Below are 18,063 nucleotides of genomic sequence, written 5' to 3'. Positions count from 1 at the left end.
CATCATGACCGCACGAACTGCTGCCGAAAATCCAAAGATCTCTGGTGCGGGCGTTTCCGGCTTGGGGCTTTCCATCCGGGAGTTCTTGCGCGAACCGCGCCTGGTCGGGTCGGGATTTCCCGCGTCGCGCTACCTGGTCGAGAAGCTGCTTGCTCCTGTAGACTGGAGCGGCGTGCGGCTGGTCGTGGAATTTGGCCCAGGCACAGGCCCACTCACGCGTGCACTCCTTGCCCATATGCCACGTGCGAGCCGGTTGGTGGCGATCGACGTGAGCGATCCATTCACGGCCTATCTGCGTCGCACGATCCACGATCCGCGTCTGATGGCTGTCACCGGTTCGGCGGAGGACGCTGCCGGCCTCCTCAAGGCCCGCGGAGTCGGCCAGGCTGACCTGATTGTGACCGGCATTCCCTTCTCCACAATGTCGAACATCCAGGCCGATCGCATCATGGACGGGAGCCTCCAGGTCCTGCGTCAGGATGGCATGTTTCTCGCCTACCAGATGCGCAGCGCAATCGCTCCGCTGCTGCACGCCCGCTTCGAGTATGTTCGCAAATCCTATGAGTGGCGCAACATCCCGCCGTGCCACCTCTATTGGGCGCAGCGTGAAGCCAGGGCCTGACGGCCGCGGCCGCGACGATTACGGGGAACGTGAGGACGGTATCGAGGATTGAAGAAGCTCGCGCCGTTAGGAGATGACAGATGGCCGCACGCCCCTATTGGAGAGGCCAGATCCGACTGGCCCTGGTGTCGATTCCCGTCGAAATCTATTCGGCGACAAGGAGTGGGGCGACGATTGCCTTCAACCAGATCCACGAGCCTTCAGGCAAGCGGATCAAATATGAGAAGGTTGTCCCCGGCATCGGACCCGTCGACGTCGACGAAATCGTCAAGGGCTTCGAATATGCCAAGGGCGAATATGTTCTCCTCGACGAGAAGGAGATCGAAGGCGTGAAGCTCGAGAGCAAGAAGACGCTCGAGCTGACGCAATTCGTCGATGCGCACGACATTGACGCCATTTATTTTGAAAAGCCCTATTATGTCGTGCCTGCCGACGATCTTGCCGAAGAGGCCTTCGTCGTATTGCGCGAGGCGCTCCGGCGTACCCGCAAGATCGGCCTGGGCCAGCTTGCGATGCGCGGCCGCGAATATGTCGTCAGCATCAAGGCCTGCGGCCGGGGCATGGTGATGGAGACGCTGCGCTACGCGGATGAGGTCAACAAGGCGTCGAGCTATTTCCGCGACATTGGCGACGCTGATCCGGACGAAGACCTGCTCGATCTCGCGACGACCCTGATCGACAAGAAGACGGGCAAGTTCGACGCGAACGACTTCCACGACCGATATGTCGACGCGCTGAAGGAGCTCATCGAGCGCAAGAAGAAGGGCAAGACGCTCAACATCGACAGCGACGACAAGGATACCGACCCGCGCGGTTCGAATGTCGTCGACCTGATGGCCGCGCTGAAGAAGTCGCTTGGAAGCTCCGGTGGCGCCGGCAGCTCCGGTAGCGGGAGGAGCAAGGCGGCGGCCAAGAAACCGGCAGCCAAGGCTGCGCCGAAGACAGCCGCAAAGAAGGCCTCCAGCACGGCGGGCAAGGCTCCCGCGCGCAAGCGGGCCTGAACCATGCTGAACGGATCGGACGCGGCTCCGGCAGATGCCGATAATGACGCTGCCTTCGCGGAAGGTGCCATCACGCTCTGGGCCAATTTGCTGGCGTTGATCGGCACCCACCTGCGGGAAGCCGGGACATCGCGTGAGGAGATTCTCGAGATGCTCGCCATGCTGCACGAGACCAATCAGGCCACGATCCGGTCGCCACGCGCCCGGGCAAGTGCGTCGCGCCACCTGATGTCGGTCTATCGTGCTCTGGGCGAGGCGTAAGCGTGACCCGATTGGAGCGCGTTGACCGATCGAAACAAAGGGACATTGCTGGATGGCGGTTGAGATCAGCGACGTCGAGCTTCAAGAGATGGCGCTGCATCGGGGGCTGAAGCTCGTCAAATCGCGCAGACGCAAACCTGGGACCGGCGACTATGGCAAGTTCGGGCTGACCGACGCGGCCGGAAAGGCGTTGCTCGGCATCGACGAGAGTGGGCTCACCGCAAGCGCCACCGACATTCAGGACTATCTGCGCACGAGCGCGCTCGGAACCTGGAAGCAATCGGCCGAGACGACGCCGGATCGGCCGGTCGCGCCGCACAAACCTCTCTTGACCGAGCCGACGGACGACGAGGCGCCCGTTCGGCGAAGATCGAAGCGCATCCCGGCACCGCGGGGGACGCACCCGGTTGGGGAAAAGCCAGCACCAGCAGCGCGCGGGGAAGAGCGAGGAAACCGCCCGAAGCCCGCGCTCCGGCTCGTTCCGAAGGCCGAACCTGCGCGTGAGCTCGAGCGAACGCCTGAACCGCCACCCGAACCGAAGACACGCGTCCGTCCCGCGACCATCGACGACGCCAAAGCGCTTGCCCGACTGCTGTGGCAACTTGACGGCATATCTGTGAAGCCTGGAGAGATTTCCGCCAATCTGGTAGCGGCGCGCAAGCTCAAGGGCGGGATGGTCGTGGCCGAGCGCGACGCAGTTGTGGGTTGCTGCGGCTGGGCCGTCGTCCCCACCGTGCATCGCGGCCCCGTCGGACGGCTGACCGTCCTGGTCGTCGACAGGGCGCATCGGCGCGCAGGTGTCGCGTCCGTGATGCTGGCCGCGGCGGAAAAAGCGCTGGCAAAGGCTGGTTGCGACCGGATCGAGGTCATGAGCGACATCGCGATCAACAATAGCCACGGTTTCTTCCGCTCATTGCAATTCGAGCAGGTGAGTTACCGCTTCGTCCGCGGCATCGGCCCGTAAAGGAAGATGCCGCGGGGCGTCGCGATCTTCGGAGATCCGTACAAGTGATAGTTCGGGTCGCGCCATTTCTTTGAGCCGCTCGCGCATCGACGAACGCAACGGCGACTAGGAAAGGGCTTCCCGAAATGCCGATCGCGCGGGTGGCGGCTCGAACCCAAACACGCTTCGGCCGCCAAAGGCATGGCTGGCGACGCGCTCCTGGGCGATGAGCGCGTCGACCGAGGGTCCGGTGGCGTCGCGTTCCAGCTTTCGCGCCTGCTCGTCGAGCCGGCGGATCGCCGCCAGTTCCTCGGTGTGGCCAAGCCGCGCTCTTACGATGGCGTTCTTCATGACAGTAATCGTATGACCGTAGACCTTGAGGGGCACAGGATAAGGATGGCGGTCCTTTCCACCATGCGCGAGCGAGAAGCGCGCGGGGTCAGTGAACCGGCACGGTGCGCCATGGACAATTTCGGCGACCAGCGCGAGCGCACGCACCGTCCTCGCGCCCACGCCCGGCACCATGAGGAGTTCGGCAAAGTCCTGGGGCGCACGATCGGCTGCGGCCGCCAGATTTCCATGCAGGCGGCGGGTGACGATATTCTCGGGCCGCACATCATGGTGATCGGGCATGACGAGGTGGGGAAGCATCGCTTGACTTGGTGCGGCCTCTGCGCCAGGCGGCCCGGTCTCGATCCGGGAAAGCTCGCGTGTGATCCCGTCCGGGCCGAGTGTCGCGAGAAGATCGAGCTGGCCCAGCCGCGACGCCTTTGCCCGCGCGTCGGTGAGATTGACGATCATGCCTTGGGCATGCCCCTCGATGGCCGCGTGCGGCGCATCGAGGAAGCTGTTGAGGCCCTCCGAGAGCCAGTGATAGCGTCGCGCCTGCCGTCGATCGCCATTCATGCCTTGCTGGACGACCACCCATCGGCCGTCGTCGGTGACGATGAAGCCGTGTAGGTAAAGGTCGAAGCTATCCTGGACCGCTGCGCTGTCGACCTTCGCGACGAGCCGGCTCGCATGCCCAAGCGCTGCGCCATCCACGCCGACGCGATCGCCGACGGCCGCCAGTTCATCGGGCGTCCTGCGCGAGTGCTTGCCCCGTCCGCCGCAGACATGGATGCCAAGCTCGCCAGACAAGGGCGTGAGCCCTCGTTTCAGCGCGCCCAGCACGCTTGTCGTGATCCCGGACGAATGCCAGTCCATCCCCATTACCGCGCCGAAGGACTGGAACCAGAAAGGGTGGGCGAGCCGCCGGAGCAACTCGTCGCGACCATATTCAAGGACGATCGCTTGCGCGATGACGGCGCCCAGGCGGGTCATGCGTTGCCCAAGCCAGGCGGGAACCCGTCCGCCATGAAGCGGCATATCCGCGCTTCCGGATCGGCGCGTCATCATCGTCCCCGCGCGAAGGGCCAGAGAAGAAGCTTCGACCTGAGCATGGATCCTCGCTACCACTGCAAGAACGGAAAGGGAACATGGTTCTGGTCGCGGTGGAACGAGGAAATGGAGAAATAAGGCCAATGGCGCGAAGTGCGGCTCCAGGTCGGTCCACCGTCCGAAATTTTCTCCCCGACCCCGGTCCCTTCAGGCGGAATGCCGCGTTAAGCACATCATTCACGCTCATCCGGGCCGCCGACACTTCGGACAGGCCCGCACTTCGCCACGAGGCGGGTGCGGGGATGCCGTCTCATGTCCCGGCTCTCGGCACTGGAGACGCGCATGTCAGATTTCATGGACGACGCCCCGCCCACCACCTCCAAGGATCGTCAAGCGGGGGAAAAAGGGACCGCATTGGAAGGTGACACGGGAAACCAACTGGTCGGCCGTTCGGTGACCATCAACCGGCCCCGGGACGAGCTTTATCGATATTGGCGCGATCTCGCCCGGCTTCCGAGCTTCATGGACAATGTCGAACGGATCGACGTCCTCAGTGCCGAACGCTCGCATTGGGTGGTGAAGGCGCCGGCCGGCAAGACGGTCGAATGGGATGCGATCATCACCGAGGAGGTGGAAGGCGAACGGATTGCCTGGACTTCGGCGGAGGGCGCTGACGTCCCCAATAGCGGGCGGGTCGAGTTCCGGGACGCTCAGGGGGGCAGGGGCACGATCGTCTCGGCGACCATCCTCTATGATCCGCCGGCAGGCATCGTCGGCAAGATCGTCGCCAAGCTGTTCCAGCGTGAACCGGCGATCCAGGCGCGCCGGGATCTTCGGCGTTTCAAGCAATTGATGGAGACGGGTGAGATCGCGACCGCTGCGCGCACGTCCGCACAACTCGCCGAAGAAAAGGAATAAGCCGATGCGCGCGCTCACCTGGCATGGAAAGCACGACGTTCGCGTCGACACCGTCGACGATCCCGAGATCCTCAATCCTCGAGATGCGATCATCCGGATCACCTCGACCGCAATCTGCGGATCCGACCTCCATCTCTACGACGGCTACATTCCGACGATGCAGGCGGGCGATATTCTTGGCCACGAATTCATGGGCGAGGTCGTCGAGACCGGCCGCAAATCCACGCTGGAAAAGGGTCAGCGCGTGGTTGTGCCGTTCACGATCGCTTGCGGGAGCTGCTATCATTGCGGCAAGCACCAATATTCCGCCTGCGACAACGGCAATCCAGCCGACAATCAGGATATCGGGCAGACACTCTACGGCCAGCCGATGTCGGGTCTGTTCGGCTATAGTCACCTGACCGGCGGCTATGCTGGCGGACAGGCGGAATATGTACGCGTGCCCTTTTCAGACATCGGGCCCATCGTCATCCCCGAAGGACTGGATGATGACGAGGTGCTGTTCCTGTCGGATATCCTGCCGACCGGATGGCAAGCGGCGGAGAATGCCGACATCGAGCCCGGCGACACGGTGGCGGTGTGGGGCTGTGGCCCCGTCGGCCTGTTTGCCGTGCAGTCGGCATTTCTCCTTGGCGCCGAGCGGGTGATCGCCATCGATCATTTCCCGCGCCGGCTGGAACTCGCCAGAAAATTCGGTGCCGAAACGATCAATTTCGAGGAATCGAAGACCTATGAAGCCTTGATGGAGATGACGGGCGGAATTGGCCCCGACGCTGTGATCGACGCGGTGGGCCTGGAGGCTCACGGTTTCTTCGTCGACAATGTGATCGACCAGATCAAGGTTTCCACCTTTCTCGGTACTGATCGCACCCATTCCATTCGCCAGGCGATCATTGCCTGTCGCAAGGGCGGGTGCGTCTCCATGCCGGCTGTATATGGCGGCATGGTCGACAAATTCCCGTTGGGCGCCTTCATGGAAAAGGGGCTGACGCTCAAGACCGGGCAGACCCACGTCCAGCATTATATGCCGGCGCTGCTGAATGCGATCGTCGAGGGGAAGATCGATACGACCTTCCTGATCAGCCACCGCCTGCCGCTCGAACAGGCGGCCGAGGGCTACAAGATGTTCCACGACAACCAGAATGAGGTGACCAAGGTCGTGCTCAAGCCCGGTCTCGCGGTTGCTGCCGATCGGGAGAATTCTCATGGCCGATAAATTCGCAATCATCACCGGCGCGTCGACCGGCATCGGGTTCGAGCTGGCGAGCATCGCGGCGGAAAATGGCTATGACCTGCTGGTCGTCGCCGATGAGCCGCTGATCGAGGCCGCCGCAGCGGACTTCGAGCGGCATGGAGTGAGCGTGCGATCGATCGAGACCGATCTCGCGACGATCGAGGGCGTGGACAGCCTACTGGCGGCGGCAGAAGGGCGTCGCGTCGATCTGCTCTGCGCCAACGCGGGGCGCGGCTTGGGGCATGCCTTTCTCGACCAGAATGTCGATGACTGGCGCCGGGTGATCGACACCAACGTTACCGGCACCCTCTATCTGCTGCAGAAGGTGTTGAAGGACATGGTGGCCCGCGACGATGGCAACGTGCTGATTACCGGATCGATCGCCGGCTTTATCCCGGGGAGCTTCCACGCCGTCTACAACGGCACCAAGGCGTTTGTTGACAGCTTTGCCGACGCTATCCGCAACGAGATCAAGGATTCCAAGGGGGTGACGATCACCACCCTGATGCCGGGCCCGGTGGAAACCGAATTCTTCGAACGAGCGGACATGCTCGACACCAGCGTCGGAGCGTCCGAAAGCAAGAGCGATCCGGCGGATGTCGCTCGCGATGGCTGGGATGCGCTGATGAAGGGCCAGGCCCACATCGTATCGGGCTGGAAGAACAAGGTGCAGGCGGCGGTCGCTCATGTGACGCCTGCAGCCATTCTGGCCGAACAGCATCGCAAGCAGGCTGAGCCAGGATCGGCGGCGGATGACTAGGCGCGCCCGACCGGAGTTTCAGCAGGCGTCCTTGGTGCCCCGAGCAAAAGATGCGTCGCCGGAACCCATGGAAGCTGACGTTCGATGAGGAGAAGCAAGATGATCGATGATCAGAAGAACAGAGAGGACCCTGCTGCACAATTGGCAAATCCGGGCGCGGAAGCTGACCTCGTCGACGCCGATGAGACGGAAATACCGGGCGAAGGAGATGCTGGGGGCGATCCAATCAATGCGATGGGTCCGGCGGGAACCGTTGCTAATACCGACGTGGGAGACGTCGTCTCCGGCCAGCCTGCCGGCGGCCCCCACGATCTCGGCAAACGGGCCCATGAAGAGAATCCGCCGGCGTGAAGAGTGAGCTGCGAGCCAACCCACGATCGAATCCGGAGGCGACACTTGCGGCTCGAGCGCCGTAAAACCCGACGTGCGATACTCCTTGATACGTATCAATATAATCACAGGAACCTGGTCCCTGCTCGAAAGGTTTTCTCGGGGAATTCTGAACAGGTGGGCTTATGACGAAATATCTTGGTGTTGCGGCGCGCGGTACGCAATCACAATTTCTCACTAATAGTTTTCAAAGGGAGCTTGCTCACTGGAATCGCGAGCGTCTCGCACCGCAGTTTCCCCACGCCGACTGGCAGGCTACAATGGAACGCGACACGCGCATGCTCCGGCTCGAAGGTGGCTTTATCGAGGAACTGCGCAGCGCCGTCCGGGCAGACGCGGCCCGGGCTCCGACCGATCCAGACGCGTTTATCGGCTGGTTTGAACGATTGAAGGAGGTCGGGCCGGGGCAGGGGGACAGCCTCTTCCCATGGCTCGCCGAGGAAGCGTCGCGTGATGAGTTGCGATGGTTCTTCGAGCAGGAAGCTGCCGGCGAGGCCGGCTTCGATGATCTGGTTGCCTTTACGCAGGTGAAGCTCCCCACGCCTGCGAAGCTCGAACTGGCCCGCAATTATTGGGATGAGATGGGGCGGGGGAATGCGAAGGGCATGCACGGACCGATGCTCGACGCGCTTGTCGAGACGCTGGAGGTCGATCCGGTCATCGAAAACACGGTGTGGGAGAGCCTTGCTCTCGCCAACGCGATGACGGGGATGGCGACGAGCCGTCGCTTTGCCTGGCATTCGATTGGTGCGTTGGGCGTCATCGAACTGACCGCACCCGGACGGTCTGCTATGGTCGCGCAGGGTCTGAGGCGAATTGGCCTGAGCGATCGCGAGCGTCGCTATTTTGACCTGCACGCCGTCCTCGACGTCAAGCACAGTGCCGACTGGAATCGCGAGGCGCTGCGCCCGCTCGTTGTGGAAGATCCGCGACGCGCCGCGGCTATTGCGGAAGGCGCTTTGATGCGCCTCATGTGCGGCGCGCGCTGTTTCGAGCGCTATCGTTCCGAATTGTGGGGCGGTTGATCCACGGTCCATTCAGCCGGACATAAATAGGGCCGCCCCTCACGGAGCGGCCCTCTTGCCAATGGAATAGGGCGGAGTCTCACGTCGAGCGACTTGCGGTTCGCGACAGGCTGGTGCCGATTTTGCTCAGCCTCGTTGGCTCATTGCATGGGTGGGGCACCGCTGACACCCCACCGATGCAATGAGGCCAATGTTCAGCCCTTCAGATGCTTCTCCACGGCAGCGGCGCCGTTTCCCACTGCGTCCACGGCCGCTTGCAGCCTGTCGCGGCTGACGCCAAACTTGTCCGTCCAATATTCGACCTCATAATCCTCGCTCATCGCGATCCGCGAGGCGTCCTGCGGCGATCTTAGATTCTTGTTGTCGGCCATGATGCGCTCCAATTCACAACGTGTTGAGAAAACGCAGGCCATTGGCGAGCGTTGCATCGCGACGCTGCCGCGCAGCGGCCTCTCGATGAATTGAATCGCTTATGCGCCGGAACGACTTCCACCTCCGCGGCGTCTAGGACATATGGCCAAGCCAGCTCCTGCGAAACGATCGGGACGAGCCGCAACACAGGCATCCGCCGGCGCAGCTGCAACGCTGAAGTCTCCGCCCTTCCGCCCGGTCCAACTGGCGACCTTGGTTGATACCGTGCCAACCGGTGCGAACTGGCTGCATGAGATGAAATATGACGGATACCGGCTCGAGGTCGCAGTCGGCGGAGGTGGTGCGCGCGCTTACACGCGGTCGGGCCTCGACTGGTCGGAGCGCTTTGCCGGCATCGCCGAGCAGGCAGCGAAGCTCAAGGTCCGCTCGGCGCTCATCGATGGCGAGGCCGTCGTCATGGACCAGGATGGCCGGTCGAGCTTCCAGGCCCTCCAGAATGCCTTGAAGGGTGCGCCGGGCAAGATCGACTATTTCGCATTCGATCTGCTTGAACTGGACGGCGAGGATCTGACGGCTCTCCCGCTCACGACCCGCAAGGCCATGCTGCGCAAGATCCTGCCGAAGAACGACGCGCGCATCCGTTATTCCGAACATATCGAGGGCAATGGCGAGATGCTCCTGCACAGCTTCTGCGACGCAGGACTCGAAGGTGTCATCTCCAAACAGGCAGATGCTCGCTATATCGGCGCGCGCTCGGGCGCCTGGCTCAAGACCAAATGCATCAAGCGTCAGGAATTCGTGATTGTCGGCTGGACGCCTTCGGATAAATCGCGCGCATTCCGTTCGCTGATCCTCGGCATCCACGAGGGTGGCGCACTACGCTATGCCGGCAAGGTCGGCACCGGCTTCACCATGGACGAGATCCGGCGGCTTATGGAACGGATGGAGCCGCTCGACCGGAAAGAAGCGACGGTGAAGGCGCCGCGAGCCGAGGTGCGTGGAGCCCATTGGCTCGAACCCCGGCTGGTCGCCGAAATCGCCTACACCGAAATGACCAATGAGGGGACGCTGCGTCATCCCAGCTATCTCGGCCTCCGTGAGGACAAAAAGGCCGAGGCTGTGATGCTCGAAACCGAGATGCCCGTCACCAGAGCAGCGCGTAATGTGTCTCCGACGGCGAGCGAGGTGACGATCAGCAACCGCGAGCGGGTGATCTTCCCGGAATCGAGCATCACCAAAGGGGAGCTCGCCGATTATTATGCGGCAGTCGCCCCGGTAATGTTGCCCTGGGTCGGGAGCCGCCCGATCAGCCTGGTGCGATGTCCGCAAGGGCGTGCCAAGAAATGCTTCTTCCAGAAGCATGATGCCGGAAGCTTCGGCGAGGCGGTCAAGCATGTCGGCATCGTCGAGAAGGATGGCCATGAGGAGCCCTATCTCTTCATCGACACCGCCGAGGGGCTTTTGACGTGCGTCCAGATGGGAACCATCGAGTTTCATGGCTGGGGCGCCCGGATCGAGGATGTCGAGAAAGCCGATCGCCTGGTGTTCGATCTGGACCCCGACGAAGGTCTGGATTTTGAAGCGGTGCGGGACGCCGCCTTCCATTTCCGCGAGATCCTGCGCTCGATCGGACTGGAGACCTTTCCGATGGTGACGGGCGGCAAAGGCATCCACGTCATTGCGCCGCTCGTCCCCGAAGCGGAATGGCCCGAGGTCAAGGATTTCGCCCATCGCCTGGCACAAGCAGCCGCGCAGGCCGAGCCGCAAAAGTTCACAGCTGCCTTGCCCAAGGCCCAGCGCAAGGGCCGAATCTTCGTCGACTATCTGCGCAACCAGCGCGGGGCGACCGCGGTCATGCCTTATGCCGTTAGAGCCCGTCCCGAGGCGCCCGTTGCGGCACCCGTCACCTGGAAGGAGATGGAGACGATCGACAGGCCATCCCACTTCCATATCGGCGATGCAAAGGAACTGGTGAAGCGGGCGGCATCGAAGGCGCTGACCCGCTGGGGGCGCGCCGATCAGGTGCTTCCTGACCTGTGAAGATCGCCACCTACAATGTGAATGGCGTCAACGGGCGATTGCCCGTGCTTCTGCGCTGGCTCGAAGAAAGCGCCCCCGACATCGCGGTCCTCCAGGAGCTCAAGGCGCCCGACGAGAAGTTTCCGGAAAAAGCTGTTCGCGACCTTGGCTATGACGTGATCTGGCACGGGCAGAAGAGCTGGAATGGTGTGGCGATGCTGTGCCGCGTGGGCGAGATCCACGAGACACGGCGGGGCCTGCCCGAGGATCCGGATGGAACCCAGAGCCGCTATATCGAAGCGGCGGTCAACGGCATCCTCGTCGGGGGGCTCTATCTGCCCAATGGCAATCCCAGGCCAGGTCCCAAATTCGACTAGAAGCTTCGCTGGTTCGAGCGGCTGATCGACCACGCCGCCGAGTTGCTGGGTTCAGGCTTGCCCGTCATGCTCGCCGGCGACTTCAACGTGATGCCGACCGATCTCGATGTCTACAAACCCGAGCGCTGGCGCGACGATGCGCTGTTCGCGCCGGAAGTTAAAGCCGCTTATTTCCGGCTGCTCGATCAAGGCTGGACCGATGCGCTCCGCACCCTTCACCCCGGCGAGGTCATCTACACCTTCTGGGACTATTTCCGGAACGCTTATGCGCGCAATGCGGGGCTGCGGATCGATCATCTGTTGTTGAGCAAGTCGCTCGCCGACCGTCTGATCGACGCCCAAGTCGACACCCACGTCCGCGGCTGGGAAAAGACCAGCGACCATGCCCCTGTCTGGGTCGAACTGGCCGACGCGCCGAAGCGGAAGCGAGCACATAAGGGGGAAGAAAATGCGCCGGCTTCGTGATAACGGGCTGACCATTGCGCTGCTCCTGCTCTTCGGCGGCAGTATCCTGGGTCAATGGGTCGCGGGCTGGCATGTCGCCAATGACGACGCGGTTCGTCACGGCCAGCCGCTCATGAGCCTTTCAGGCTATGCGTTCAGCGCCGAATTCCTGTCGTCGGTCTTCGAGAACTGGGAAAGCGAATTCCTCCAGATGTCGGCCTATGTCGTGTTGACGGCGATGATGTTTCAGCGGGGCTCAGCAGAATCCCGGGATCCCGACGAGAGCGATCCGCGCGACGATCATCTGGAGCTCCAGGCCGATAAGCCCGGTGCGCCGTCCATCCTGCGCTGGGGGCCGGTCTGGCGCGCCATCTACGCGAGATCGCTTGGCATTTCATTGGCGCTCCTCTTCATCGCCTCTTTCGTCATCCATTGGACGCAGAGCGCGCGGGTCGCGGCCGAAGACGCCCTGGCGCATGGCGAAGCGGCTCCGACGACACTGTCTTATCTCTTCGATGCCCAGCTGTGGTTTGAGTCGCTTCAGAACTGGCAGAGCGAATTCCTGTCAACGGCAGTGCTGGTCGTTCTTTCGATCTTCCTCAGGCAGCGGGAATCGCCGGAATCCAAGCCGGTCGCAGCATCCCACGCCCAGACGGGTGCGTGATCCCTGCGTCACGGCGTTGGCACGCGCAACAACTATAACATGGATGAATCTTTCACCGTTCGATGCGTGGTAGAAACAATGTGCACGGCCGATTACGTGCTGCACATGATGGCTGCCACGCCACCTCCGGGGCACCTTGTCTGCAGTGAGGCCGCCCTGCCGCGTAAAGCCGCGCGCCGCTTCACTTGCGGCGCGCGGTAATTTGCCCTTCTTGGTTCAATTGGGCGGCTTCCCTTGTCCCCATTCCGCCGGTCGACATGCTATCGCGTCGAGCCCGAACCATGTTCAGCCGCGAGCCCGCCGCGTTATTGACCTCCATCGGACCGGTCGAATGGGCATCGACATCGTCAGCGGAGCGTTGGGGTGTCGTACGGCGATCAAGCTGCGTCATCGACCGGACGCGATCCCTTCGACGTGGGTTTCATTGGTTCGAAATGCGGACCTTCAGCGGCTATACGGCGTTCCGGGTTTGTTGTGCTCGTTGGCCAGCCTGCGCGTGTAGTGCTTGGCGAACTCCTGATGAATCCGACCGATGGCCGGATCGAGTGCAGCGCGCGCCTTCTCTTCGGATGTGCGGCGGCGAAGCTCGAGATAATCTCGTTCACTCTGCTGGTGCATGAAAGAGCTCCGACTTGAAGCGCCAGCTCTCCAGATGCTGTCAGTCGGCGCCACGCTTGGAATTGAAAGCGCCAATCAGAGGATCTTACGCTACCCCCTGCGGTCCTGCGCTGATGTACATCAAGGCTCCTCCCGCTCCCCGGCCCGTAGGGTCACGGACCTTCGTGTAGGGGATCTGTGCCCGGTTCGGGCGGCTCGAATGGCCGGACAATGGAGGCGGTAAATCCATTCCCGAGGGCCGCGGCGATCATGCGCTCCCAGACCGCCGGATCGCCTGCCGCTGCCATGATTTCATCGGGCTCGCGCAGCGTCTTGAGGACCGCCAGCGCATCGTCGCAATAGTCTGACCAGGCAGCATCGACATCGGGGGCGGCCGATGGTTCAACGCCGCCCGCATTGGCGCTGAGCCGTTGACCAGCGAGGACACGGGCAATTCTCTCGAGCGCCGGCGTCTTTGCGATATCCATGGCTCAGGTCCCTTTCAAGTTGGGGGCGGGCACGTCGAGCCTGTCACGGTCATGGCCAACACTCGTAATGAATGTTGTGGCCTGTTTACGGCTGATGCTGTCCGTGCGCCCGAAATAAGCGTGGTCATAACCCTGCATCGCCGCAACCTGCCTCCGCTCCGGGCCGGCATGCCTGGTCCTGTCGTTCGCCATTACGGTCTCCTTCACCAGCTAGAAATCGCCAGCGAGTAAGGGGTTCCGATGCTCCGATCGCAAGTTCCAATCTGCGCGCCGCAACAGTCGCTCGCGGCGGAAAACCAAGCCGGCGGCGACCGCTAGGGTCGACCTGCTCCTTTAGGTCCCCACGAACCGTGCCTTGGTAATGTGCGTGATGCGGCAGGCCAGGTCCGCCTCGCCGGACGCGACGACATAGTGATCGCCGCCATCGGCGATACTCGTCGTGAACACGACGTCCCGGACGTAAAGCTGATGTTCGATCGGGCGGGTCAATTCGGGCTTGGCTTCGAGCAAGGGCTCATGGTCTGTGCGCACCACGATGCTGGGATCATGCGCATCAAGGAGCGACCAATATGTCCGGTAAATCCCGACAATCTCCTTGGGCTCGACACCATGCCACAAGGTCAGCCAGCCATCGTCGGTGAGGATCGGCGGCGTGCCGCCGCCCATGCGCGCAGTCGCGACTGTACCGGCGTGAGGACGTAGTCCCGGCTTGCGATAAGGCTTCCAGAAATGCGCATCGGGTGACAGCGCCAGATTGATCGATGGTCCGGCGCGCCACTCGCTCGTCGGAGGATAAGCAAATTAGAGATCGCCGAGCGGACGGGTCTGCGCCCAATAATGACCGTCGATGAGCCCTTCAAAGATCAGCATGTCCTTGTTCTGATGATCGAGGACGATGTCTTCGAAGCGCCATTCAAAACCGTCGATCGAGCTGTAGAGCGTCGTCGAATGGCGCTCGGGACTGACGGAACAGGTCGTCATGAGATAGCGGCCGGCAACGCGACTGATCCGGGCGTCCTCCACACCATAGCATTGGAAATCATGTGCGGGCGCGACCGCGCGGTCGTAATGGATCGCGACGATGGCCAGACCGTCAGCTGTCAGTTCGACCGGCAGCAGCCAGGACAAGGATGTGAGCGCCATGATCTTCCAGCCTCCGCCGCGCAGCAGGAATTTCCGCGGGTCGGCCGTATCCGCAAATTCGAGCGGCCAGGCATCGAGCACATAGCGCCCACCGGCACGGCTTGCCTCCCAGCGTATCGCATGGACATGACCGTTGCGGACTGGCTCGCGTAGCGCCTCGGCCACGCGCACCATCATCAGCAAATTGCCGTTGGCCAGGCGCGTCAATCCCGGATTGAACGCGCCGAGCACATAGGTTTCGGCATCGAGGTGTCCCGCCAATGGAGAGCGCGCCAGGTCGATATCGTCGGGAACGAGAACAAGGCGGTCGACCGCGAAATCGCTCATGGGTGCTTGAGCCGGGTTTCGACCCGCATCAATGATACCGCGGTCCGACGCGGCTGGGTCAGCATGAAGTGCGCGGCAACGGCAATGTCCTCGGCGCGCAGCATGGTCTCTTCGTTGATCAGCTTGACCTGCTCTTCCGGACCGAATTCCGGATATTGGAAGTCGGCGCCGGTGAAGCCAGGCTCAATCAGGCCGACCTTGATGTCCTGGTCGGCAAGCTCCTGGCGCAGGGAAGTGGCAAAGCCCTGGATACCCGATTTGGCCGCGACATAGATCGATGCTCCGGCCTTGCGCGACACGGCGGACATCGAACCGATGAGAATGATGTCGCTTCCCGCTTCCATCCACTCGGCCGCCGCCTGTGCCGTCGCGAGATAGGCAGTAAAATCCGCGGCGATCTGGTAGCGCATCGTCTGCTCATCGGTGCTGGCCAGCTTTTCCGCGGGAACTGCCGCGTTGACGATCGCGATATCGAGCCCTCCGAGATAGTCATCAGCTCGGGCGAAGAAGTGCGCGAGCGCCTCGTCCTCGGTGAGATCCAATGCGACCCCGTCGCCTTCGCCAACCTCGCGGATCCGCGCGAGCGCGTCGGCCAGATGCTTCGGATCGCGACCGCAAATGAAGACCTTGGCACCATAACTTGCCAGGAGGACGGCGATCGCCCGGCCGATGCCGGTCGTGCCGCCGGTGATGATGGTGCGGCGCCCTCGAAGGGTTGGCTGTTCGGTATGGGCGTCAGCCAGGTCTGTCATCTCGCTTCCTTCCGCTTTTTCCAGCTCACTGTGACGCGACCATTGGCCGGGATGGCGTAGTCGACCCGATCGTCATGAAGTTTTGGCCGAATGCGATCGCCGCCGGCGGTCTCGACCGTGAAGACGGGCAACGGAGCCCGGCCACGCCGCACAAGGCTCAAGCGGGCAAGGCACGCATCGCCGCCGTCGAGGCGGAAGCTCAGCGAATGCTCGCCATTGCGTTCGTTGGCCATGAGGAAGTGATCGCAGAACATTTCAAAGGTCTCGCCGCTGATCCGATGAAACGCCCGGCTGGCGAAAACGAACGCGGCGCCCGCACCATAAATCTCCTGGCCGACCTGCCCGGCGGGCTGGCCGTCATGGTAGAGATCCTCAAGGGGGAAGGAGAGCTTGGCGTCGATATGGCCGTTGCGCACCTCCTTCGCGAGGATGTCGGCGGGAAGCGCGTCAGGATAATAGAACCAGGCCCGGTAGAGGGCATATTTGCAATATTCGCTGATCAGCATCCGCGCCGTCGGATCGAGATCGGGTCCGCTGTCCTTCAAATAGCGTTCGAATGCGGCAAAGCTGTCGAAGCATTCGTAGACCGCCATATAGGGCGCATCGTGCAGGCAGGTGACGCCGAGGAAATTGCTGTAGTGCTTGGCCGCTTCGATCTGCGATTCCCAGATCGCACTGTTGTGGAAGAAGCTCGCGAGATAGACGTAACTCTGGCGGAGATAATATTCCTCGTTGGTGATGCGCCATAGGCGCATGCAGGCCGAAGCCCCCCATGCCGTCAGGTTCGCTTGGTAGTTGAGATCGAAGCGCATGTTCTTCACGGCATCGATCGCGGCGCGCGCTTCGCCGAGATAGCGGTCGTCTTCGGTCAGTTCATAGGCCTGCAGCATGACATAGGCATAAAGACCGCCCACGTCGGTCTGGCCGAGCCCGTCATCATTGCGCGCTTCGACGATGACGCGGAAATCGTCGACTTTGAACTGGATTGGCCAGGCATATTTGAAATGATGCGCCGCCTTGATCGCGTAATCGAGCGAAGCGGTGAAAAGGCGGTTGGCCCGCCTGTCGCCATCAATCGCCATCCGTCCAAGATTGAGGAGCGGATGATATAGATACCAGCTGTCGACGGCGTCCTTGTCCTTGTCCTTGCCGACATTGGGCAAATAGCGGCGCATCGTCTTCAATTTACGATCATGGAATTTTGCCAGACCCGCAGCGAATTCGGTCTCGAGCGGTATCGGCGCTTTGGTCCACACGGCAAAATCCCTGAGCGCCGTGATGAGGGACATCTGGACCATGATGTCGGGATATTCAGCATCAGTGTAGGGATGCGCGTAGCGATGCCCGTAATGCCGAATGGTCGCTTCTGGAGCAGTGTCGAGATGTCGCAATGTGCGCTCGGCACGGACAACCCAGTCGCGATACTCGGTCGCAGGCAGGTCGAGCTGGCGATAGGCGGCCCCGAGCATCTGCATGAACCGTAACGCCGAGTCCTGCTCATCGCAGGCGGCATCGTCGTGAAAGACGAGCAACGCATCCGAGATCGTTACATCCTTGCCAGCTGGCAGCGGATCGGTTGGCGGCGTGCCGCTTTGCGGCGGTGTCGGCGGCAGATAGCCAATCTCCGGCCATTCGCCCCCCACGGCGCCATCAGGCTTGGTTTTCGTCGCGAGGAAATAGTCCGAAAGCGCGGTGAAATTCTGGAAGTAGAGGACACTGCCGAACGCAGGCTGATCGATGTGAAAATAGGAAACGCCGGTATTGAGGCCCCGTTGAGCCGCCTCGACCCGGCCCTCCGCAAGAAGCGGATCGTCATTCTCGCCCAGAGGATAGAGGTCGCGGGGGAGGAACGGCACGAGCAGGGGAACATGTGGCGTGAGCGACACCGTGACCCGCAGGACATCAAGATCGGGCGCATGCGTCTGAAAGATGATCGTCTGGATTCCGATTGCGCTTTCAACCTCCAGACTGAGCGCGTCTTCAGGACCAGCGGCGCGCTTCTTGACGCGGGTTGCTCCACCCGGAACATGAGCGGCCCGCAACGCTAACCCGCTCTTGCCCGCACGGCGCACGATTGCCCACAGCGCCTCGCGTCCCTCGCATATCTCGACGTCGCGTCCTCGCAAGGCAATGCTGCCCAAGCTGCGCATCGTGCCTTCGGTCAGCTCCGCGCGCAGAGCCAGCACTTGTGGGCTTGCACCGGGAAGCGATCTGGCAAGGATAGCGATCTTGCTCATATTTCTTTGCTCCCGAAGTTTCCACTGCCCCTACCGGGCGCAGGGGTGATCGGCTGAACAGGGTGGATATCGCCGACAGACAGTGGAATCTGTTCGCACCCCCGCAGAG

18 protein-coding genes and 2 pseudogenes are annotated in these 18,063 nt (G+C 62.2%); 12 read left to right on the top strand and 8 right to left on the bottom strand.

What is annotated here, in order from left to right:
- Positions 1 to 4: 4 nt before the first annotated feature.
- The 4 genes from ACFB49_RS13455 (at position 5) to ACFB49_RS13440 (ending at position 2,848) form a co-directional block, all read left to right on the top strand.
- The gene (locus ACFB49_RS13455; protein WP_380871732.1) at positions 5 to 622 is read left to right on the top strand and encodes a class I SAM-dependent methyltransferase; all 618 of its coding nucleotides are present in this window, start codon (positions 5 to 7) and stop codon (positions 620 to 622) included.
- 80 nt (positions 623 to 702) lie between these two features.
- Positions 703 to 1,623, top strand: a complete 921-nt coding sequence (locus ACFB49_RS13450) for a Ku protein (protein ID WP_380871730.1) — start codon at positions 703 to 705, stop codon at positions 1,621 to 1,623.
- A gap of 3 nt (positions 1,624 to 1,626) precedes the next feature.
- Positions 1,627 to 1,884, top strand: coding sequence for a hypothetical protein (locus ACFB49_RS13445; protein WP_380871729.1), 258 nt, complete (start codon positions 1,627 to 1,629; stop codon positions 1,882 to 1,884).
- Between the two features lie 52 nt (positions 1,885 to 1,936).
- The gene (locus ACFB49_RS13440) at positions 1,937 to 2,848 is read left to right on the top strand and encodes a GNAT family N-acetyltransferase (RefSeq protein WP_380871728.1); all 912 of its coding nucleotides are present in this window, start codon (positions 1,937 to 1,939) and stop codon (positions 2,846 to 2,848) included.
- Between the two features lie 105 nt (positions 2,849 to 2,953).
- Here ACFB49_RS13440 and ACFB49_RS13435 read toward each other — a convergent pair whose 3' ends face one another.
- Positions 2,954 to 4,195, bottom strand: a complete 1,242-nt coding sequence (locus tag ACFB49_RS13435; RefSeq protein WP_380879959.1) for a DUF763 domain-containing protein — start codon at positions 4,193 to 4,195, stop codon at positions 2,954 to 2,956.
- A gap of 354 nt (positions 4,196 to 4,549) precedes the next feature.
- On the opposite strand from ACFB49_RS13435, the gene ACFB49_RS13430 reads away from it, so the two are divergent.
- From ACFB49_RS13430 to ACFB49_RS13410, 5 genes are all read left to right on the top strand, one after another.
- Entirely contained in the window at positions 4,550 to 5,125 is a 576-nt protein-coding gene (locus ACFB49_RS13430) for an SRPBCC family protein (RefSeq protein WP_380871727.1), read from the top strand.
- A gap of 4 nt (positions 5,126 to 5,129) precedes the next feature.
- The gene (locus ACFB49_RS13425) at positions 5,130 to 6,341 is read left to right on the top strand and encodes a zinc-dependent alcohol dehydrogenase (protein ID WP_380871726.1); all 1,212 of its coding nucleotides are present in this window, start codon (positions 5,130 to 5,132) and stop codon (positions 6,339 to 6,341) included.
- Complete coding sequence (locus ACFB49_RS13420) at positions 6,331 to 7,119, top strand: SDR family NAD(P)-dependent oxidoreductase (protein WP_380871725.1); 789 nt, start codon at positions 6,331 to 6,333, stop codon at positions 7,117 to 7,119. The genes ACFB49_RS13425 and ACFB49_RS13420 overlap by 11 nt, the downstream gene beginning before the upstream one ends.
- A gap of 99 nt (positions 7,120 to 7,218) precedes the next feature.
- A complete protein-coding gene (locus tag ACFB49_RS13415) occupies positions 7,219 to 7,470 on the top strand; it encodes a hypothetical protein (protein WP_380871724.1) in 252 nt (83 codons plus the stop codon).
- 164 nt (positions 7,471 to 7,634) lie between these two features.
- The gene (locus ACFB49_RS13410) at positions 7,635 to 8,534 is read left to right on the top strand and encodes an iron-containing redox enzyme family protein (RefSeq protein WP_380871723.1); all 900 of its coding nucleotides are present in this window, start codon (positions 7,635 to 7,637) and stop codon (positions 8,532 to 8,534) included.
- Positions 8,535 to 8,728: 194 nt separating this feature from the next.
- Here the strand turns inward: ACFB49_RS13410 and ACFB49_RS13405 are convergent, their stop codons facing one another.
- Positions 8,729 to 8,905, bottom strand: coding sequence for a DUF3606 domain-containing protein (locus tag ACFB49_RS13405; protein WP_380871722.1), 177 nt, complete (start codon positions 8,903 to 8,905; stop codon positions 8,729 to 8,731).
- A gap of 253 nt (positions 8,906 to 9,158) precedes the next feature.
- Between ACFB49_RS13405 and ligD the strand changes: the two genes are divergently transcribed.
- The 3 genes and pseudogenes from ligD (at position 9,159) to ACFB49_RS13390 (ending at position 12,410) form a co-directional block, all read left to right on the top strand.
- Positions 9,159 to 10,946, top strand: coding sequence for a DNA ligase D (ligD, locus tag ACFB49_RS13400; RefSeq protein WP_380871721.1), 1,788 nt, complete (start codon positions 9,159 to 9,161; stop codon positions 10,944 to 10,946).
- Positions 10,943 to 11,767 (top strand): annotated as a pseudogene (xth, locus tag ACFB49_RS13395) (exodeoxyribonuclease III). The gene ligD and the pseudogene xth overlap by 4 nt, the downstream one beginning before the upstream one ends.
- A complete protein-coding gene (locus ACFB49_RS13390) occupies positions 11,751 to 12,410 on the top strand; it encodes a DUF6766 family protein (protein ID WP_380871720.1) in 660 nt (219 codons plus the stop codon). Before xth ends, ACFB49_RS13390 begins: the two are co-directional and overlap by 17 nt.
- Before the next feature lie 444 nt (positions 12,411 to 12,854).
- On the opposite strand, the gene ACFB49_RS13385 is transcribed toward ACFB49_RS13390, so the two are convergent.
- The 6 genes and pseudogenes from ACFB49_RS13385 to ACFB49_RS13360 form a co-directional block, all read right to left on the bottom strand.
- Positions 12,855 to 13,028, bottom strand: a complete 174-nt coding sequence (locus ACFB49_RS13385) for a hypothetical protein (RefSeq protein WP_380871719.1) — start codon at positions 13,026 to 13,028, stop codon at positions 12,855 to 12,857.
- A 152-nt stretch (positions 13,029 to 13,180) separates the two neighbouring features.
- Positions 13,181 to 13,495 carry a hypothetical protein gene (locus tag ACFB49_RS13380; RefSeq protein ID WP_380871718.1) on the bottom strand — a complete coding sequence of 105 codons (315 nt, stop codon included), beginning with the start codon at positions 13,493 to 13,495 and terminating at the stop codon, positions 13,181 to 13,183.
- Positions 13,496 to 13,498: 3 nt separating this feature from the next.
- Entirely contained in the window at positions 13,499 to 13,687 is a 189-nt protein-coding gene (locus tag ACFB49_RS13375) for a DUF3606 domain-containing protein (protein ID WP_380871717.1), read from the bottom strand.
- 141 nt (positions 13,688 to 13,828) lie between these two features.
- A pseudogene (locus ACFB49_RS13370) lies at positions 13,829 to 14,965 on the bottom strand (glycosidase).
- A complete protein-coding gene (locus tag ACFB49_RS13365) occupies positions 14,962 to 15,717 on the bottom strand; it encodes an SDR family oxidoreductase (RefSeq protein ID WP_380871716.1) in 756 nt (251 codons plus the stop codon). The pseudogene ACFB49_RS13370 and the gene ACFB49_RS13365 overlap by 4 nt, the downstream one beginning before the upstream one ends.
- Positions 15,714 to 17,954 (bottom strand): hypothetical protein, encoded by a 2,241-nt coding sequence (locus ACFB49_RS13360; RefSeq protein WP_380871714.1) that lies wholly within the window; start codon positions 17,952 to 17,954, stop codon positions 15,714 to 15,716. The genes ACFB49_RS13365 and ACFB49_RS13360 overlap by 4 nt, the downstream gene beginning before the upstream one ends.
- Between the last annotated feature and the right edge of the window lie 109 nt (positions 17,955 to 18,063).

The organism is Sphingomonas sp. DBB INV C78, assembly GCF_042693015.1.
In the GTDB taxonomy this organism is placed as follows: domain Bacteria; phylum Pseudomonadota; class Alphaproteobacteria; order Sphingomonadales; family Sphingomonadaceae; genus Sphingomonas_E.
The sequence above is the reverse complement of the archived record's forward strand: the minus strand, read 5'-3'. Positions and strand labels throughout refer to the sequence as shown.

What these genes read in the sequence shown, in the direction of transcription:
- ACFB49_RS13455 (WP_380871732.1), top strand. Translation starts at nt 5, where the DNA reads ATGACCGCACGAACTGCTGCCGAAAATCCAAAGATCTCTGGTGCGGGC.
- ACFB49_RS13450 (WP_380871730.1), top strand. Translation starts at nt 703, where the DNA reads ATGGCCGCACGCCCCTATTGGAGAGGCCAGATCCGACTGGCCCTGGTG.
- ACFB49_RS13445 (WP_380871729.1), top strand. Translation starts at nt 1,627, where the DNA reads ATGCTGAACGGATCGGACGCGGCTCCGGCAGATGCCGATAATGACGCT.
- ACFB49_RS13440 (WP_380871728.1), top strand. Translation starts at nt 1,937, where the DNA reads ATGGCGGTTGAGATCAGCGACGTCGAGCTTCAAGAGATGGCGCTGCAT.
- ACFB49_RS13435 (WP_380879959.1), bottom strand. Translation starts at nt 4,195, where the DNA reads ATGCCGCTTCATGGCGGACGGGTTCCCGCCTGGCTTGGGCAACGCATG.
- ACFB49_RS13430 (WP_380871727.1), top strand. Translation starts at nt 4,550, where the DNA reads ATGTCAGATTTCATGGACGACGCCCCGCCCACCACCTCCAAGGATCGT.
- ACFB49_RS13425 (WP_380871726.1), top strand. Translation starts at nt 5,130, where the DNA reads ATGCGCGCGCTCACCTGGCATGGAAAGCACGACGTTCGCGTCGACACC.
- ACFB49_RS13420 (WP_380871725.1), top strand. Translation starts at nt 6,331, where the DNA reads ATGGCCGATAAATTCGCAATCATCACCGGCGCGTCGACCGGCATCGGG.
- ACFB49_RS13415 (WP_380871724.1), top strand. Translation starts at nt 7,219, where the DNA reads ATGATCGATGATCAGAAGAACAGAGAGGACCCTGCTGCACAATTGGCA.
- ACFB49_RS13410 (WP_380871723.1), top strand. Translation starts at nt 7,635, where the DNA reads ATGACGAAATATCTTGGTGTTGCGGCGCGCGGTACGCAATCACAATTT.
- ACFB49_RS13405 (WP_380871722.1), bottom strand. Translation starts at nt 8,905, where the DNA reads ATGGCCGACAACAAGAATCTAAGATCGCCGCAGGACGCCTCGCGGATC.
- ACFB49_RS13390 (WP_380871720.1), top strand. Translation starts at nt 11,751, where the DNA reads ATGCGCCGGCTTCGTGATAACGGGCTGACCATTGCGCTGCTCCTGCTC.
- ACFB49_RS13385 (WP_380871719.1), bottom strand. Translation starts at nt 13,028, where the DNA reads ATGCACCAGCAGAGTGAACGAGATTATCTCGAGCTTCGCCGCCGCACA.
- ACFB49_RS13380 (WP_380871718.1), bottom strand. Translation starts at nt 13,495, where the DNA reads ATGGATATCGCAAAGACGCCGGCGCTCGAGAGAATTGCCCGTGTCCTC.
- ACFB49_RS13375 (WP_380871717.1), bottom strand. Translation starts at nt 13,687, where the DNA reads ATGGCGAACGACAGGACCAGGCATGCCGGCCCGGAGCGGAGGCAGGTT.
- ACFB49_RS13365 (WP_380871716.1), bottom strand. Translation starts at nt 15,717, where the DNA reads ATGACAGACCTGGCTGACGCCCATACCGAACAGCCAACCCTTCGAGGG.
- ACFB49_RS13360 (WP_380871714.1), bottom strand. Translation starts at nt 17,954, where the DNA reads ATGAGCAAGATCGCTATCCTTGCCAGATCGCTTCCCGGTGCAAGCCCA.